A 16,816-nucleotide genomic window follows, 5' to 3' on the forward strand; every position below is an offset into this window, starting at 1 on the left:
AAATACCTATTTTACTAAAAATAAAAAGTCCGCTAAAATAGCGGACTTTTTATTTTTATAGAATTTAAAGATTAATAGAAGTTAGCTCTATTATCTTCAATTTCAGCACTGCTTTTTAAAGCCTCAACTAAACGAGTTGTTGCTTGAGCAGCACGTTCTTTTGTTTTTCTTGCAGCGATCATTCTGTAAGAGTTAAGTGGTGCAGCTTCAGTTCTATTAGTAACCTCTACTACATAAACTCCTTTTTCTCCTGCAATTGGCTTGCTTACTTTTCCTTTTTCCAAGAAAAATGCAGCTCCTACAACTTTAGGCTCAGACGTTGCTCCTGGCAAAACTGGACTGCTTAGATTTACAGCAGAAGCAGTTTCTACAGATGATTTTTGATTAGATGCTATTTCTGATAAAGTACTTCCAGAAATTTTATCTTTAATCATTTTAGCTTGCTTTTCTTTTCTAATGATCGGTGTTACTGTTGCAGAAGCTTCCTCTACGCTCATCAATCCTTTCTCATTTTTAGCAGTTACCTGCGCTACTACATAACCATTTGGCAAGTCAAATCTTCTAATATCACCTGTAGCTGTTTCTTCGTTAAAAGACCACTGTACAATTCTTCTTTGATTTCCTATACCTCTTAAAGCTTCTTCCATCGCTTTAATTCCTTTTACAGGTCTTACTTCGTAACTGTTTTCTTTAGCTACCTCATCAAAACCTTTATCCGCTGCAGCGATTTCAAATTTTGTAGTTGTTGCGAATAAGTCGTTAGTAGTTTTTTCTGAAGGCTCAATTTCTTTACTTAAAGTAACCACTTTTACCGCTTTTTGTGTCGCTTTTGCTTCCTCAATTAACACAACGTGGTAACCGTATTCTGTATCTACAACTCCGTATTTCTCTGAACTTGAATCAAAAATATAATCAATAAATTTTGAAGAAGTCGTATTTCTATAATTTACCCATCCTAAATCTCCACCATTCTCTTTAGAAGTAGTATCTGATGAATAATCTTTTGCTAAGTTAGCAAATAAAGAATCATTTGATTTTACTTGAGTAACAATACTATCAGCTAATTTCTTAGCTTCTTCTTTTGTTCTTTCTAAATCACTTCCTACAGGACTATCTTTATGAGCTACTAAAATGTGAGCTGCTTTCACAGAGTCTGTTAATTGCTTTACTCCAGTTACTTTAGTTACTTTCCAAAAACCTCCTTCTTTATAAGGACCAAATGTTTGTCCTTCAGAAAGACTGAAAATTTGTTCAGCATTATCTTTATTTAATTCGTCTTTAAAAGTAAAACGCTCTTCATAAGGAAGATCTGAAAACTCATTCACAAATTCTTCGTTATTAGATGTTTTTGCAAAACCGTCTAACATTTCGTTAGCTTGAGAAACCTCATTGTATTCCTCACGGTCTTTCATCAATTTTTCTAATGCTACTTTCGTATCAGCGTCATCTTTAACAGAAGCTTTTTCTTCAAAGAATACATATTGAATATCTCTAGAAGCTTCTACTTCATATTTATCTTTATGATCTTTTAAATAACTTTTAATTTCGTCTTTAGAGACCTCAATCTCACCAACAGTTTCATAAGGAATTTTCACGAATTTTAAGTCGATATTATCATTCTCCATTTTGTAAGCCTGCTCTCCTTCTAATAAAGTTGCTCCAACTCCCGCTCTCACCATGTTATAGTAAATAGAAGCTTTTGCTTGCTTTGCAGCACTTTCTTCTACAGCTAACCATTGCTGATAAGCTTCTGGAGAAGTAGCTTTAAGATTTGCTACATATTCACGCATTACAGCAAAATCAAATAAACCAGCTTCATTCATGAAGTTTTGATTTCCTGTAAACTGACGCTTTAAAATATTATTGATTTGCCCTTGACCAACCTCAATATCTAATTCATCTAACTGCTCATCTAATAGAGTTTCTTGTAATTTATTCTCCCAAACTCTATTTACAGCTTGCGCAGTAGTTACGTTTCCTTGACCATTACGCTGTACAGCTTCTACTTGTCTTGCAAAATCTTCTCTAGAAATTTCGTTACCGTTTACTACGCCAACATTGCTTTGATTTTTTGAGAAACCACTGTTTCTAATTACATCTGCTAACACAAATGAAAACAATGCTAATGCAATAATTACGATCAAAAAAACCGAACGTTGCCTTATTTTATTTAATACTGCCATTTTTGAATATGAATTTGTCTAAATATAGTGGGCGAAAATAAGATAATTACCGAAACTATAAAACAGAAATTCCTTAAAAAGTTAAAGAATATTAAAATTAGTCTTCTTCAATCGGTTGAATTTGTACTAATTCTATTTTTGTGTTAGAAACTTCTAAGATTAAAATCTTAAAACCATCGATGGTTACCTGACCGTTTTTCTCAGGAATTTCTTCAGTATGATGCACGATAAAACCCCCTAAAGTTTCATAGTTTTCTCCTTCAGGAAGATTTAACTTATAAGTTTCATTAATATAGTCTACTTCCATTCTTGCTGAAAACCTATACGTACCGTTGCCTAAATCTTCTTCTATTAATACTACAGGATCGTGTTCATCTTCAATTTCACCAAAAAGCTCTTCCACAATATCTTCAACAGTCATAATTCCACTCGTCCCACCATATTCATCTATCACTACCGCTATGCTTTTTCTTTTTTTGATAAGAATATTAAGCACGTCTTTAACCAACATAGTTTCTGGCACATATAGAACCGGCATCATAATGGTCTTAATGTCTTTTGGTTTCTTGAATAAATCAAAAGAATGGATATACCCTACGATATCATCATTAGTTTCTTTATAGACTAAGATTTTACTAAGTCCTGTTTCCGTAAAGATGTTGATTAAATTTTTTGGGGATTCTGAAACATCTACCGCTATAATTTCGGTACGTGGTATCATCACTTCACGTGATTTTACTTCAGAAAATTCTAATGCATTTTTAAAAATCTGTATTTCTGAATCGATATCATCGTCTTCTTCAACCGAATCCATTTGTTCATTAATATAATTTCCTAGTTCTACTTTACTGAAGGCAAGCTGGACTTCATCCCCATCGGTTTTAAATAAAAATTTGAGAACCAAATCGGAAATCCAGATTATAAATGAAGAAACAAATGTAAAAAGCAAGTAAAATAGGTATGCTGGGAAGGCAAAAAACTTAAGTAGGTTGTTGGCGTAAATCTGAAAAAATACTTTTGGAAGAAATTCTGCCGTAAATAAAATCACCAATGTCGAAATAATAGTTTGACTTATTATTAATCCATCGGTAAACCAATAATTAAGAAAGGCGTTTTCTAACGGGACTTGCGCTGTTAACAATTCTACCAATAGATCTCCCATAAAAAAACCATACACAACTAAAGCAATATTATTGCCCACCAACATGGTTGCTATAAATTTTGAAGGTTTTTTGGTAAGCCTCGCCAATACATTAGAAAGAAAACTACCTTGTTTTTTTTCTATTTCAATATGAATTTTATTGGCCGAAACATAAGCGATTTCCATACCAGAGAAAAACGCCGAAAGGATTAAGGAAAGAACAATTATAAGTATATCTACTTCCATTTATGGTTGATTACGTTGTTCTATTTTTTTCCTGAATTTCCTTTTAAAGAAATACATAAAAATAGCTAAGGCTACAAAGAAAATAAACACATAGGCTCTATCTCTATCTACACTCCAAATTCTATAAGATTCAAATGCAAAAAACGCGGCAATTACCAAATACGCATACTCAAAATATTTAAAAAATCTCATCATATTATTCTGTCTCTTCTACTATTTGTACTCCTTTATTGGATCTAGATATGAATTTATCAAATTTTTCATTAGCATCAAAGCCTTCACCTTCATTTAAAGCTCCGTTGTTTAACTTTACATTATAGTTAATATCTGAAAACACCCAACCTCGTTGTTGATCCCAATATAACTGTTTTGCTTTAAGCACAGTACTATCTGCAGTGGTAATTACTACGTTGCCTTGCAAATCTACCAAATCTGTTTGCTCATACATAATTCCATAGTCGGCTATAATGGTATTTTTTTTATCCTCTTCATCGAAGAAATCTAATTCTAATCCATCAGGAAACTCTCTGTAAGAAAAATCTAAATGCGTAAAGTCTTTCATTAACGGCGTTCTCAAATTAGCTTTAACCTTTCCGCTATCGGTATAAAAGAGATTAATTCCCTTACCTGCAGTTTGAGGCTTCCCCTCATCTAAATCCCACTTTCTTACTTCATTAAGCCGGTCTTGACAAGAAAAAAGCATTGTCGCGAAAAGTATCACGACAATGCTTAAAATATGATTTCGATATGTTTGCAACATCTTAATTATATAGATGGTACTCTTACATTTTCTCCAATCCAACATCCAATTTTAATCGTTGAACCTTCCTCAACACCTTCTTGGAATATATCAGATTTTTGTGGAGCTCTTCCCCTATAGCTACTTGCAGTTTGACTTGCTGTAGACTGAATAGAAGGATCTACTCTACCTGCTCTATCTGCATAATCTGCCGCCAACCAATATACTGCTCTTTTATTAAAAGCTGAATCACCACAAGTATTTACACTAGAAGCATACATGCTTGCAATTTGTAAGTAAGCTACTCCTAAAGAAGGCTGGAAATTTAACGCTTTCTTGTAATAGTTTCTCGCTGTAGAAAAACTACCTTTAGCTTTATAGTTACCAGCAATTTTCATATAAACTCTAGCTTTATCTAAGTTATTATCTTCCAACTCAGCACTTTGGTTATAGTATTCTAATGCTTTCGCAGATTTACCATCTTTGGCAGCTAACTGACCTAAATAAAGAGCCGATTTTGCAGAAGGTTCTGCTGTATGCAATGCTTCAACTAATTTAAAGAAAATAGGGTCATCTGTACAATCTTTAGCTGAAAGCCTTTTAGCAGCTCTTTGCAACCATTCTACATTAGTTTTCTTAGCATCAAAATCTTTGTTGTATAATGGGATTAAGTTATCACAATCTGCTCTTTCACCTAACAATCCATTAATACCCGCTTTAATTTTACTAAAGTTAGATAAATAGATTTCAGAATTTTTAAGCGTTCTAGCATCGCTAGAATTTAACTTCTCTCCCTCTTCCTGCTTTTTCAATAAAGGTTCTGCTTGTTTTGCACGAGATACTTCCTGCTCTTCAATCTTTTTAATTAATTCATCATAAAGATTAAATACATCTTGTAACTCTTTCTTTCCAGTATCTTGTAACTCTACCATGATATTAAAGTAAACATACAAAGCTCTAGGATCTTTGAAAGACTCTTTATCTTCTTTCCAAGCTTTATCGAACATCGCCAACTGCTCTTCCTTAGTACCCATATTATTATCGTACATAGCTTCACCAATGTTGGCATAAGTTGCACCAACCTCAGTTTTACCTGGATGGTTTTTAAGTCTTAACTTATAGTTTTCGATCAACGCTTCCGCGGAAGCTTTCTTCTCACCCTCTGGCGCATTTTTAGCAAAATGCTTAAGCATACGCTCCCCATATTGATACAATGCAAGATTTCCATCTTGGCAGTTCTTAATTAACTTGTCGTAATGTGGCTTTGCTGCCTTATAATCTTTTATTTTTGCACTTTGAGAGAACAATGATAGTTCGGTATTACAATCTACCTCCTGTGCACTTGTTACTCCTGCACTTAAAAAAATTCCTGATAATAAGATTAAGAATTTAGTTTTCATAGTTGAATATAGTTATTGTTTTGTTTATTTAATCGAATCTTCTTCTGACAAACCATTTGTCATTTAAGGAAAGGCTTAAAAATACGTTTACAAATTGCTCTTGTACTAAATTGTTAGATGTCGTACCTCTTTGCCCGTACTCTACTCCCAAATTTACATTGGTTAAAAAGTTTCCTGCTGGTAGACCTACTCCAAAAGATATGCCAAACTCATTTACATCTTCATTGTTTATGTTTAAACCGGTTTCTTCATATCTAACTCCAGCTCTGTAAACAATTCTTTTAAAATAACTTGTAATATCATTATAATTCGGAATATAATACCCTCCCAATTTGTAGCTGTTTGCATCTTTATAAACCACATTATTTAACTCAAAAGATCTATTAGTAAAATCGCTTGAAGATTTTTTACCATATTCTATTCCTGCAAACCATTTTCTAGGCTGCCCTATTCCTCCACCCACTTTCAATTCTGATGGAAGAGTTAACTCACTGTCTTCAACTTCTAAATCTCTCAAATCAGCAATAATCTCATCATTATCTGAATTTAAAAGCAATGTCGCCAATTGCCTCTCATTTTCAGAATCTATTTTAGTTGCTGGAGAGAAACTAGCAGAACCTGTAACTTGCAATCCCGACTCTAAAAGCTTTTCGTATTGCGCACCAAAATTAACTTTAAATCCGCTAAGGTCAGATCTATTGGTTTCTCTAGTACCAAATTGAAGGCCATCTTGAAAAAGAAGATTCTTATTTTTGATATTACCAAAATTATAACTCCCTTCAACTCCCACACGTAACTCTTTAGTAACTTCATAACCGGCTGCTAGAAAAAGTTTATTAAGACCTCCACTACCAGTAAATCTACTTGAGCTTTCACCTGTAATATCTTCTAACTCATAACCTACAGATGTATAAGGAATGACCCCCAGACCAAATCCTAGTTTACCGGCAGGAAATGCCATTGCTAAATAATCAAAGGTTGTAGATGAAGCTTTATCTGATGAATTTGAACTTTCTAAGTTAACTGTAGAGTGAGAACCTCCCAATGCATAAGTTGTCAAACCCAATTTACCATAACCCGCTGGGTTTTGAAGGTTAATATGAATACTATCTGAAGCAATACTTATGCCCCCCATAGCTCTATTTTCTGCTGTACCATTAAATTTATTGAGTCCTACTCCAAAAAAAGAATATGGAGATGAAGTATTCTCTTGTGCATTTACTAATACTGAAAATAACAGTAATGTAAAAAAAATTGTTTTCTTAATCATTTAGTTGTATTAAATTCCAAAATATGGTTTAATCCCTTCAACAGAAAATTGTAGGGCGCAAATATGCTATTTTTTACTTTCTTAGACAACAGTTGACTATCACCTCCTGTTAAAATAACTGTTAAATCTTGATATTGAAGTTTATACCGATCTATAAAACCGTCTATTTCCATAACAGTTCCCATCACGGCTCCAATTTCTAAATTTTCTTGTGTCGTAGTTCCTGTAATATTAACATTGATTTTTTCATTTATAGAGACTAACGGTAATTTTGAGGTAAAATTATGCATTGCCTGTAAGCGCATATTTATACCTGGCGAAATAATCCCTCCTAAATATTCTTTCTTTTTTGTCACTATATCATATGTAATACAAGTTCCTGCATCTATAATTAATACATCCTTGTCAAGGAATTCTTTTACAGCACCAACGACAAGCGCTATTCTATCTATTCCTAAACTATGAGGTGTTTTATATAAATTACGAAAGGGAACGGGAGTTGTTGCAGATAATTCAAACACTTGGATATGTTTAGGCACCTCTTCCAAAAGGATCTTAACATCTTTAGAGACCGAAGAAATTATTAAATTACTAGTTTGAGGGTGCTCCTTTAAAATATTTTTTAATTTTTCTGAAAAATTTTCCAGTGTACATGTTTTAAAATAAATCTCCTCACCATGCTCAAAAACAGCTACTTTCGCTAAAGTATTCCCAATATCTATTGTAAGATTTCCCACTTTTATTTAAATTTAATGAATACAAATTTACTTTTTTTATTAAATTATTTGGCAGATATGAAAAATGAATATATATTTGCCACCGCTTACAAGCACTGGTGCCTTAGCTCAGTTGGTAGAGCAAAGGACTGAAAATCCTTGTGTCCCTGGTTCGATTCCTGGAGGCACCACCGCAAAACCTCGATCTTCCGATCGGGGTTTTTTGTTTTATACAAGTTAAAACCTCTTAAAATTCCGCTAAGATTTAAGGCTTTTTCAGTATTCAAAATTACTTTTTAGTAAATTGAGTTTATGAAAATACCCTTACTAGTTTTTAACGATAAAGGCATTTATTGCCAAGCTGCAGATGTGTATTTAGACCCGTGGAAACCGGTCAAAAAAGCCATTATCTCTCACGGTCACGCAGATCATTCTCGATGGGGACATCAGCAATACATTACCCATTATAGTAACGTTGCTATTATCAAACATCGGTTAGGAGATATAACCGTGGCTGGTAAAGAATGGAATGAAGCATTTACGATTAATGGAGTAAAATTTTCTCTCCATCCAGCAGGGCATATTATCGGTTCTTCGCAAATTAGAGTAGAATACAAAGGGGAAGTGTGGGTTTTTACTGGAGATTATAAAACAGAGGATGATGGTTTGGCTGTACCTTATGAAGTAGTAAAATGTCACACATTTATTACAGAATGCACATTTGGACTCCCTGCTTTTAAATGGGTACCTCAAGAGCAAGTTTTTAACGATATTAATACGTGGTGGCAGCAAAATAGAGATGACGGTAAAACATCCGTTTTATTTGGTTATTCTTTAGGAAAAGCACAACGTATTTTAAAACATTTAGACACTTCTATTGGTCAAATTTATACCCACGGTGCAGTAGAAAATATGACAGAGGTAATTCGAAGCATCGCAGACTTACCACCAACACATAAAATTACGAGAGATACCAAAAAAGAAGAGATAAAAGGGAATATAGTAATTGCTCCGCCAAGCGCACACGGTTCAACTTGGATAAAAAAAATGGTTCCTTATGTTACCGCATCTGCCAGTGGCTGGATGACTTTTAGAGGTGCTCGTCGTCGTAGAGCAATAGATAAAGGTTTTGTGCTTTCCGATCATTGTGATTGGCAAGGTTTGCTTAATTCTATTAAAGCAACGGGAGCCGAAAAAATAATATGTACACACGGTTATACCGATATATTTTCACGCTTTTTAGCTGAACAAGGTTATGATGCGAAAACCGAACAAACTCAATATGAAGAGGAAAACGCAGAAGAAGTTTCTAAAGAAAAAGAAGAAAACGGATGAAACAATTTGCAGAACTCATAAGAACCTTAGATAGCACCAATAAAACCACACTTAAAGTGGAAGCGCTTGCTCATTATTTGAAAACAGCTTCAGATAAAGATAAAGTATGGACTATTGCCATACTTTCTCACCGGCGTCCGCCAAGACCGGTAAATACAACATTAATGAGAAATTGGGCATCAGAATTTTCAAAAATTCCGCTTTGGCTTTTTGAAGAATCCTACCATATTGTAGGAGATTTAGCCGAAACGATTGCATTGGTTATTCCGCCTTCAGAAGAAATTTCAGAAAAAAGTTTATATCAGTTTTTACAAGAAATTATAGAATTAAAGCCGCGTTCGGAAGAAGAAAAGAAAGAATATTTGAAAGAGAATTGGTTCAGCTTAAATTATTATGAGCGTTTTGTATTTACCAAGTTAATTACAGGTAGTTTTAGAATAGGCGTGAGTCAAAAATTAATGACTAGAGCTTTATCAAAAGCTACCGATATAGATGAGGATATTCTCGCTTACAAACTTATGGGTAATTGGGATCCTGCAACCACAACGTTTAACGATTTAATACTCGAAGAAAAGCCAGAAGATTTTCTTTCTAAACCTTATCCTTTTTATCTCGCTTATGCTATTGAAGATAAGCCAGAAAGTTTAGGTAGTGTCAAAGAATGGGCGGCAGAACATAAATGGGACGGTATTAGATCTCAGGTCATTATTAGAAATAGCGAGCTTTTTGTGTGGAGTCGTGGGGAAGAATTGGTAACCGATAAATACCCCGAATTTGAAAAGTTTATTGATATAATTCCTGATGGAACGGTTATCGACGGAGAAATTTTGCCTTTCCCAGAAAATGAAATAGGTACGTTTAAAGATTTGCAAACCAGAATAGGTCGAAAAAATATCACTAAAAAATTACTAGAAAAAACACCTGTTATTCTAAAAGCTTATGATGTTTTAGAATGGAAGGGAGAAGATATACGAGAAAAACCATACCGCGAACGCCGAAATATCTTAGAAAAGCTTTATGCTGAAGTAGCTTCGGAAAAAATACCGTTGCATTTGTCTAAAACTATTTCATTTGAAAATTGGGAAGAAGCCACAAAAGAAAGAGAACGCTCTAGGGAAGTAAAATCTGAAGGGTTAATGTTGAAGCGTTGGGATTCTCCCTATTTGGTAGGCAGAAAAAAAGGCGATTGGTGGAAATGGAAAGTAGATCCGTTAACCATAGATGCTGTTCTAACTTACGCCATGCGTGGCCACGGAAGACGTAGTAATTTATTTACAGATTATACTTTTGGGCTGTGGGATGAAAGTAAAGAAGAACTGGTCACCTTTGCTAAAGCCTATTCCGGTTTAACCGATGCAGAATTCCGTAAAGTAGATGCTTGGATCAAGAGAAATACTTTAGAACGCTATGGTCCTGTGAGAAGCGTGACACCACATCACGTATTTGAAATTGCCTTTGAAGGTATTGCCGAATCAAAACGTCATAAAAGCGGAGTAGCCACGCGTTTCCCTAGAATTTTGCGTTGGCGACAAGATAAAAAGATAGAAGACGCTAATACGTTAGAAGATTTAAAAGCTTTAATTCCTAAATAATATGGAAAATAAGCTGAGTACTAAGAAACAACTTCTAACAGTTGCCGAAGATTGGTTTTTAGAACAAGAATGGAAACCTTTTACTTTTCAAAAACAAACTTGGAAAGCTTTTTTGTCTGGAAAAAACGGATTGTTAAACGCGCCTACAGGAAGCGGAAAAACTTACGCCCTTTGGGTACCAATTGCTCTAGAAATATTAAAAGAAAAGCAAAAAGCTAAACAGAAAAAAAAAGGTTTAAGAGCTTTATGGATTACTCCTCTTAGAGCACTTTCTGTAGAAATTTCTCAAGCAGCAACTCGGTTTTGTCAAGATATCGATCCAACGATTACTGTAGGGATTAGAACGGGAGATACTTCACAAAAAGAACGAGCGGCACAAAAGAGAAATATGCCAGACTTGCTAATCACCACCCCAGAAAGTTTACAGCTATTGCTTTCTTCAAAAAAATATGATCATCTTTTTCACAATTTAAACGCGGTCGTTATTGACGAGTGGCACGAACTTTTAGGTACCAAGCGAGGTGTTCAAATGGAGCTTGCACTATCCCGATTAAAAACTGTATCTAAAAATCTAAAAATTTGGGGTATTTCTGCTACGATAGGTAATTTAAATCAAGCGAAAGATGTTTTATTAGGACCTGCGGGTAAATCAAATGAGAATTCTGTTTTAGTAAAAGCGAAGCTGAAGAAAAAAATTCAAGTGGAATCTATCATTCCTGAAAAGATGGAAAAATTCCCTTGGCGAGGTCATTTAGGTTTACACCTCTTAGATGAAGTCGTGCCAATCATTAAAAAATCTAAAACCACTTTAATTTTTACCAATACTCGATCTCAATGTGAATTGTGGTTTCAGAAGTTAATGGAAAAGTATCCAGAGTTTGCAGGCGAAGTTGCGATGCATCACGGGAGTATTAACAAAGAAACTCGACTATGGGTAGAGCAAGCCATTAGAAATGAGAACTTAAAAGCAGTAGTTTGTACATCGAGTTTAGATTTAGGAGTAGATTTTGCTCCTGTAGAAACTATTATTCAAATTGGCGGACCAAAAGGTGTGGCTCGGTTCTTACAACGAGCAGGAAGAAGTGGTCACCAACCAGGAAAAGTAAGTGTAATTCATTTTCTGCCCACGCACGCTATGGAATTAATTGAAGCTGCCGCTCTTCAAAAAGCAGCAAAAAATACCGTAGTAGAAGATAGGGTTCCATATTTACAAAGTTTTGATGTATTGGTACAATACCTCACCACCTTAGCAGTATCTGAGGGGTTTTATCCGCAAGAAATTTATCCTGAAATTAAATCTACGTTTTGTTTTCAAGCACTCACTCAAAAACAATGGAAATGGTGTTTAAGTTTTATTACCACTGGAGGAGAAAGTTTAAAAACTTATGATGAATATAAAAAAGTAGAAATAGAAGAAGATGGCAAATTTAAAGTGAACCATAGAGGAATAGCAATGCGCCACCGTTTGCAAATAGGAACTATTGTAAGTGACGCGGTATTAAGTGTAAAGTACATCAAAGGAGGATATATAGGTACGATTGAAGAGTTTTTTGTTTCAAAATTAAAACCTGGTGATGTATTTACTTTTGCAGGAAGAAATTTAGAACTGGTCCGTATCAAGGGAATGCAAGTACAAGTAAGAAAATCTAAACAAAAAACAGCAAAGGTACCCAGTTGGATGGGCGGCAGGATGACCTTTTCTGCTCAAATGAGTGAACTGCTTCGAGAAGAATTATATGATGCGGCAGAAAGTGTTCATCAAACAAATGCTAAGAAATCGAAGGAGTTAAAAGCCTTAGAGCCTATTCTAAAAAGACAACTTAAAGAATCCATCATTCCTAAACAACATCAATTTCTAATAGAAACCTTTAAAACCAGAGAAGGTTATCACGCAGTATTTTATCCCTTTGAAGGTAGATTTGTACACGAAGCTTTGGGCAGTCTGTTGGCATATCGCATAAGTTTATTGTCTCCTATTTCTTTTAGTATTGCGTTTAATGATTATGGTTTTGAGCTATTATCAGACCAAGAAATCGATATGCAACAAGTGCTAGATAACAATTTATTTTCGGCTGATTTTTTGATGGATGATCTTTACAAAAGCTTGAATGCTACCGAAATGGCTCGCCGAAAATTTCGTGATATTGCCGTTATTGCAGGTTTGGTATTTACCGGCTACCCCAATAAATTAGTTAAAAGCAAACATTTACAATCGAGTTCTCAATTACTATTTGATGTTTTTAGAGACTACGAACCTCACAATCTTTTATTTCAGCAAGCGTTTACAGAAACTTTTGAACATCAATTAGAAGAAGGAAGGTTGAGGTTAGCTCTAGAAAGAATAAATCATCAAAATATTATTTGGAAAAACTGCGATAAACCCACACCATTCTCTTTTCCTATTATTACCGATAGATTACGAGAAAAGCTTTCTTCAGAAAAATTAGAAGATCGTATTCAGCGTATGCTAAAACAATTAGAAAAATAATTTGGGCGTTACCCTAAAGGGTCAGGCTATACGTTTCAATTCCTCGTAAGTTGACGCTATCGCTTCTACTTACTGCGGGATTTCTCTTCTATCCTTAACGCAAAAAGTGTGTTAAATCAGTATTTATTCAAAGTTCAAAATATTACCTTAGAATCTTAATTCATAACAATGAAAAAACTTCTCTGTATAAGTCTTACACTTATTTTATTTAGCTGTAATTCTGCCCAAAAACCAATAGAAATTTCTCTGAAAAAAATTTCACAAGGCAACCTTTATGGTAATGGACAAGAACAGATTGATGAACAACAAATGGTAATTACTTCTCAAGAAGATTGGATAAATCTCAAAAAGAAGATAATTTCTACAGGTAATTCTTCTAATGATTTGCCTAACCTTTCAATAGATTTTAAAGAAAGAATATTGATTGTTCTTTTTGATAAACAACAAACCACCGGCGGACATTCTATTGAGATTGTAGAAAGTGAACAAACTCCAGATAAAATCATTTTTAAATACAGAAAATCACATCCAGAGGGTATGGCTACAAGCGTAATGACGCAACCTTATTATTTAGCTAGCATTATTAAAACAAATCGAGAAATTATTTTTGAAGAAATCAAATAATCCTTGAATATAAATATCTTACATAATCACTTTCATTTTACGTGTCACGGCGTTGCTTATTGGGAGGATCAAAAAGCATTACTCATTGCCGATGTTCATCTAGGAAAAATCTCTCATTTTAGAAAATACGGAAGTGCAGTTCCTCAAAGTGCTATTCAAAAAAATTTCGATAGATTAGATGAAGCGGTAAAAGAATTTCAGCCGCAAAAAATTATTTTTCTGGGAGATCTTTTTCATAGCGCTTTAAATATGGAATGGAATTTATTTGAAAGTTGGGTAAAATTCCAGTCAGCTGAAATCATATTAATTACAGGAAACCATGATATTATTTCTCCGCTTCGTTTTGAAAAAATTGGAGTTGAAGTAGTACCAGAACTTCATATGGGAAGATTTCGGTTAACGCACCACCCAGAAAAAAAAGAAGGCGCTTTTAATATTTGCGGACATATACATCCTGGTTATCGATTATCTGGAATGGGAAAACAACATTTAAAATTAAAGTGTTTCTTCCAAAGTCAAAACCAACTCATACTACCTGCTTTTGGGGAATTTACAGGAGTATATGTAATGAAACCTAATGAAAATGAAAAAGTGTACGTTTGTACAAACACTAATGTAATTCAGGTTGCTTAAAACTTTAACTTACTACTAACGTGGGTTTAATCAGCTCTTTAGTAAATTCGAGTGAAACTTCGTCACCCTCAAATTGTTTTTTGTTAATATCTAGAAGAATGAGAAAGAGATCTTAGATCAAGTTTAAAATGACGAATAAAGACATTCAATTATGAAACCAAAATTACTAGCTATACTTAATTTCATTTCTGTTTTAATTACCCTTTTTGTAAGCTACTATACGCAAGCCATACAACTTAACGGAAATACAATGGGGAGTTTGAGTGATGAATATTATAATTTATTTACTCCTGCAGGTTATGCGTTTGCCATTTGGGGAGTTATTTATTTAGGGTTACTAGCTTTTTCGGGTTATCAAATCTATCAGACATTCGGACCTAAAAATGATCTAAAATTTCTTCAGCAAACAAGTCTCTGGTTTGTGATAGCCAACCTTGCCAACGCGGCTTGGGTAATTGTTTGGCTATATGAATATACAGGATTATCCATCTTTTTTATGTTGCTAATTCTGTTTTCCCTTATTAAAATTATTCTTAATACAAATATGGAACGATGGGATGCTCCGCTAAAAATTATAGCTTTTAGCTGGTGGCCTATTTGCTTCTACGCTGGTTGGGTTGCGGTAGCCACCATCGCCAATATTTCTGCTTATTTAGCAAAAATAGGATGGGATGGAGCAATTTTTACTGAAATACAATGGACTATTATTATGATTATTGTAGCCACGTTTTTAAACATCATCATTATTTACACAAGAAATATGAGAGAGTTTGCTGCCGTGGGTATTTGGGCATTATTTGCTATCTATATGCGTCATAATTCCGAAGAAAATTTAATTGCATATATAGCTTTGGGCGGAGCAATTTTAATCGGTCTGAATATTGCTTATCATGGTTTTGTTAACCGAAAGCAGAACCCAATGTATCGCCTCATAAATAAAAAATAGTCTTATTTGTTATCATAAAGCTTAGATTAGCATATAAACAAATCATCCTAGGTGAGACCTAGGATGATTTGTTTTATATTCAATATTAAAAAAGCTTTTTCACTTTTTTCTCCAACTTATAGCATCTCTTTACATTATCATTTTAAACCATCCCCTTAATGTCATTTCCCCAAGTAGGATAAGCAAAAATCATTTTTTTAAGATCATAACGCGTTAGTTTTCCGCAAATAGCCATCACAAAAAGATTAATCATTTCACCCGCTTCAGGACTTATAATGTGAGCACCCAATATAAGGTCTGTTTTTTTATCTACAATAGTTTTATATCCGTAATGCCGCTCGTTAATACGTTTAGCATTGAACCAATTTAAATCTGTTTTTTCTTCAATAATTACATCATAACCTTTTTCTCTCGCCTGTTCTTCTGTTAGTCCTACAGAAGCAATTTGGGGTAAGGTAAATACAACCGAGGGTTGTGGCGGATATTTAGCTTCTTCTTTAATATTTTCTTCCGTTAAGTGAGAAATTACCACTTTAGATTCTTGAGAAGAAAGCGGAGTTAAAGGCAATCCTTCACTATCTGAAACATCACCACAAGCAAACACATTTTTATTGCTTGGGTTCTGTAAAAATTTATTTACACTTATTCCTTTCTTTGTAAAGCTTACGTTGCCTTTTTCTAAATCTAACTCATCTATAGATGGGACTCTTCCTGCAGTATTAAAAACCAATTCAGCTTTTACTTCTAAGGTTTCGTTACCTTTTTTGGCGCTTACGCGGAAGTTTTTTCGCAATTTTTCAATTTCATTTACCGAAGCATCTGTAATAAATTCTATACCCAAGTCCTTACTAACTTCTACTAATGGATTTACAACTGCTTCTTCAAAATTACTAAGAGGTCTAGACTCCATATCTATCATAGTGACTTTGACTCCCATTCGTGCGGCGATATGAGCAAACTCCATCCCAATATATCCAGCGCCAATGAAAATCATACTTTTTGGGAGATTTTTGAGTTCTAAAAAATCATCACTTACCAAAGCGTGTTCATTTCCTGGTATATTTAATTCTAGGGGTTTGTTCCCTGTAGCAATCACAATTTTTTTTGCTTTTATAGTTTTCCCTTCAACAGATAATGTGTTTTCATCTATAAATTTTGGAGATTGATGATACATTTCTATCTCCAATTCTTTTAAATCATCTTCGGTCGCTGCCGGAACTTTATCTACAAACTTCTTTTTAAACTCTTGAATATCCTCCCAGCTTACTTTAGGCATCTCTGTAATTCCTTTGCCTAACATTTTATGTGATCTATCGATGACTTCTGCTAAGCCCACCAAAACTTTTTTTGGGTCACAACCTCTATTGGCACAAGTTCCTCCATATTCTCTATTATCTGCAATCGCTATTTTTTGTCCAGCCTTAGCACAAGCTTTAGCTACATTTTTCCCTGCCGTTCCTGTACCAATTACAAATACATCATATTCTTTATAAGCCATGTTAT

General features: G+C 34.2%; 14 protein-coding genes and 1 tRNA gene. 7 read left to right on the forward strand and 8 right to left on the reverse strand.

All coding sequences use genetic code 11. From position 1 onward, the window contains the following. Positions 1-71 precede the first annotated feature (71 nt). The 7 genes from LX95_RS01005 to LX95_RS01035 all read right to left on the reverse strand — a co-directional run bounded on the left by LX95_RS01005 (position 72) and on the right by LX95_RS01035 (position 7,716). Entirely contained in the window at positions 72-2,183 is a 2,112-nt protein-coding gene (locus LX95_RS01005; RefSeq protein ID WP_111539559.1) for a peptidylprolyl isomerase, read from the reverse strand. Positions 2,184-2,280: 97 nt separating this feature from the next. Then, positions 2,281-3,570 (reverse strand): hemolysin family protein, encoded by a 1,290-nt coding sequence (locus LX95_RS01010; protein WP_111539560.1) that lies wholly within the window; start codon positions 3,568-3,570, stop codon positions 2,281-2,283. Then, a complete protein-coding gene (locus LX95_RS01015; RefSeq protein ID WP_317046995.1) occupies positions 3,571-3,762 on the reverse strand; it encodes a hypothetical protein in 192 nt (63 codons plus the stop codon). 4 nt (positions 3,763-3,766) lie between these two features. After that, on the reverse strand, positions 3,767-4,330 hold the full coding sequence (gene lptC, locus LX95_RS01020; RefSeq protein ID WP_111539562.1) for an LPS export ABC transporter periplasmic protein LptC: 564 nt from the start codon (positions 4,328-4,330) through the stop codon (positions 3,767-3,769). A 5-nt stretch (positions 4,331-4,335) separates the two neighbouring features. Further along, positions 4,336-5,709: a tetratricopeptide repeat protein gene (locus LX95_RS01025; RefSeq protein WP_111539563.1), complete on the reverse strand. Its 1,374-nt coding sequence runs from the start codon at positions 5,707-5,709 to the stop codon at positions 4,336-4,338. Positions 5,710-5,737: 28 nt separating this feature from the next. Further along, positions 5,738-6,979 (reverse strand): hypothetical protein, encoded by a 1,242-nt coding sequence (locus tag LX95_RS01030; RefSeq protein ID WP_111539564.1) that lies wholly within the window; start codon positions 6,977-6,979, stop codon positions 5,738-5,740. Beyond that, the gene (locus tag LX95_RS01035; protein ID WP_111539565.1) at positions 6,976-7,716 is read right to left on the reverse strand and encodes a type III pantothenate kinase; all 741 of its coding nucleotides are present in this window, start codon (positions 7,714-7,716) and stop codon (positions 6,976-6,978) included. Before LX95_RS01035 ends, LX95_RS01030 begins: the two co-directional genes overlap by 4 nt. Before the next feature lie 97 nt (positions 7,717-7,813). Here LX95_RS01035 and LX95_RS01040 point away from each other — a divergent pair. From LX95_RS01040 to LX95_RS01070, 7 genes are all read left to right on the forward strand, one after another. Beyond that, positions 7,814-7,886 (forward strand) — tRNA-Phe (locus tag LX95_RS01040). 121 nt (positions 7,887-8,007) lie between these two features. Then, positions 8,008-9,030: a ligase-associated DNA damage response exonuclease gene (locus LX95_RS01045; RefSeq protein ID WP_111539566.1), complete on the forward strand. Its 1,023-nt coding sequence runs from the start codon at positions 8,008-8,010 to the stop codon at positions 9,028-9,030. Beyond that, positions 9,027-10,622, forward strand: a complete 1,596-nt coding sequence (locus tag LX95_RS01050) for an ATP-dependent DNA ligase (RefSeq protein ID WP_111539567.1) — start codon at positions 9,027-9,029, stop codon at positions 10,620-10,622. Before LX95_RS01045 ends, LX95_RS01050 begins: the two co-directional genes overlap by 4 nt. Before the next feature lies 1 nt (position 10,623). Further along, entirely contained in the window at positions 10,624-13,110 is a 2,487-nt protein-coding gene (locus LX95_RS01055; RefSeq protein WP_111539568.1) for a ligase-associated DNA damage response DEXH box helicase, read from the forward strand. Between the two features lie 168 nt (positions 13,111-13,278). Then, positions 13,279-13,734: a protease complex subunit PrcB family protein gene (locus LX95_RS01060; RefSeq protein WP_111539569.1), complete on the forward strand. Its 456-nt coding sequence runs from the start codon at positions 13,279-13,281 to the stop codon at positions 13,732-13,734. Positions 13,735-13,737: 3 nt separating this feature from the next. After that, a complete protein-coding gene (gene pdeM, locus LX95_RS01065) occupies positions 13,738-14,367 on the forward strand; it encodes a ligase-associated DNA damage response endonuclease PdeM (RefSeq protein ID WP_111539570.1) in 630 nt (209 codons plus the stop codon). A 151-nt stretch (positions 14,368-14,518) separates the two neighbouring features. Next, entirely contained in the window at positions 14,519-15,313 is a 795-nt protein-coding gene (locus tag LX95_RS01070) for a tryptophan-rich sensory protein (RefSeq protein WP_111539571.1), read from the forward strand. 142 nt (positions 15,314-15,455) lie between these two features. On the opposite strand, the gene LX95_RS01075 is transcribed toward LX95_RS01070, so the two are convergent. After that, positions 15,456-16,811 carry a dihydrolipoyl dehydrogenase family protein gene (locus LX95_RS01075; protein ID WP_111539572.1) on the reverse strand — a complete coding sequence of 452 codons (1,356 nt, stop codon included), beginning with the start codon at positions 16,809-16,811 and terminating at the stop codon, positions 15,456-15,458. Positions 16,812-16,816: the final 5 nt, after the last annotated feature.

Origin of the sequence: Mesonia algae (assembly GCF_003253545.1) — a bacterium.
Classification (GTDB): Bacteria; Bacteroidota; Bacteroidia; order Flavobacteriales; family Flavobacteriaceae; genus Mesonia; species Mesonia algae.

Coding starts and splice junctions, on each gene's coding strand:
- LX95_RS01005 (WP_111539559.1), bottom strand. CDS start 2,183: ATGGCAGTATTAAATAAAATAAGGCAACGTTCGGTTTTTTTGATCGTA.
- LX95_RS01030 (WP_111539564.1), bottom strand. CDS start 6,979: ATGATTAAGAAAACAATTTTTTTTACATTACTGTTATTTTCAGTATTA.
- lptC (WP_111539562.1), bottom strand. CDS start 4,330: ATGTTGCAAACATATCGAAATCATATTTTAAGCATTGTCGTGATACTT.
- LX95_RS01055 (WP_111539568.1), top strand. CDS start 10,624: ATGGAAAATAAGCTGAGTACTAAGAAACAACTTCTAACAGTTGCCGAA.
- LX95_RS01045 (WP_111539566.1), top strand. CDS start 8,008: ATGAAAATACCCTTACTAGTTTTTAACGATAAAGGCATTTATTGCCAA.
- LX95_RS01015 (WP_317046995.1), bottom strand. CDS start 3,762: ATGAGATTTTTTAAATATTTTGAGTATGCGTATTTGGTAATTGCCGCG.
- LX95_RS01075 (WP_111539572.1), bottom strand. CDS start 16,811: ATGGCTTATAAAGAATATGATGTATTTGTAATTGGTACAGGAACGGCA.
- LX95_RS01050 (WP_111539567.1), top strand. CDS start 9,027: ATGAAACAATTTGCAGAACTCATAAGAACCTTAGATAGCACCAATAAA.
- LX95_RS01025 (WP_111539563.1), bottom strand. CDS start 5,709: ATGAAAACTAAATTCTTAATCTTATTATCAGGAATTTTTTTAAGTGCA.
- LX95_RS01070 (WP_111539571.1), top strand. CDS start 14,519: ATGAAACCAAAATTACTAGCTATACTTAATTTCATTTCTGTTTTAATT.
- LX95_RS01010 (WP_111539560.1), bottom strand. CDS start 3,570: ATGGAAGTAGATATACTTATAATTGTTCTTTCCTTAATCCTTTCGGCG.
- LX95_RS01060 (WP_111539569.1), top strand. CDS start 13,279: ATGAAAAAACTTCTCTGTATAAGTCTTACACTTATTTTATTTAGCTGT.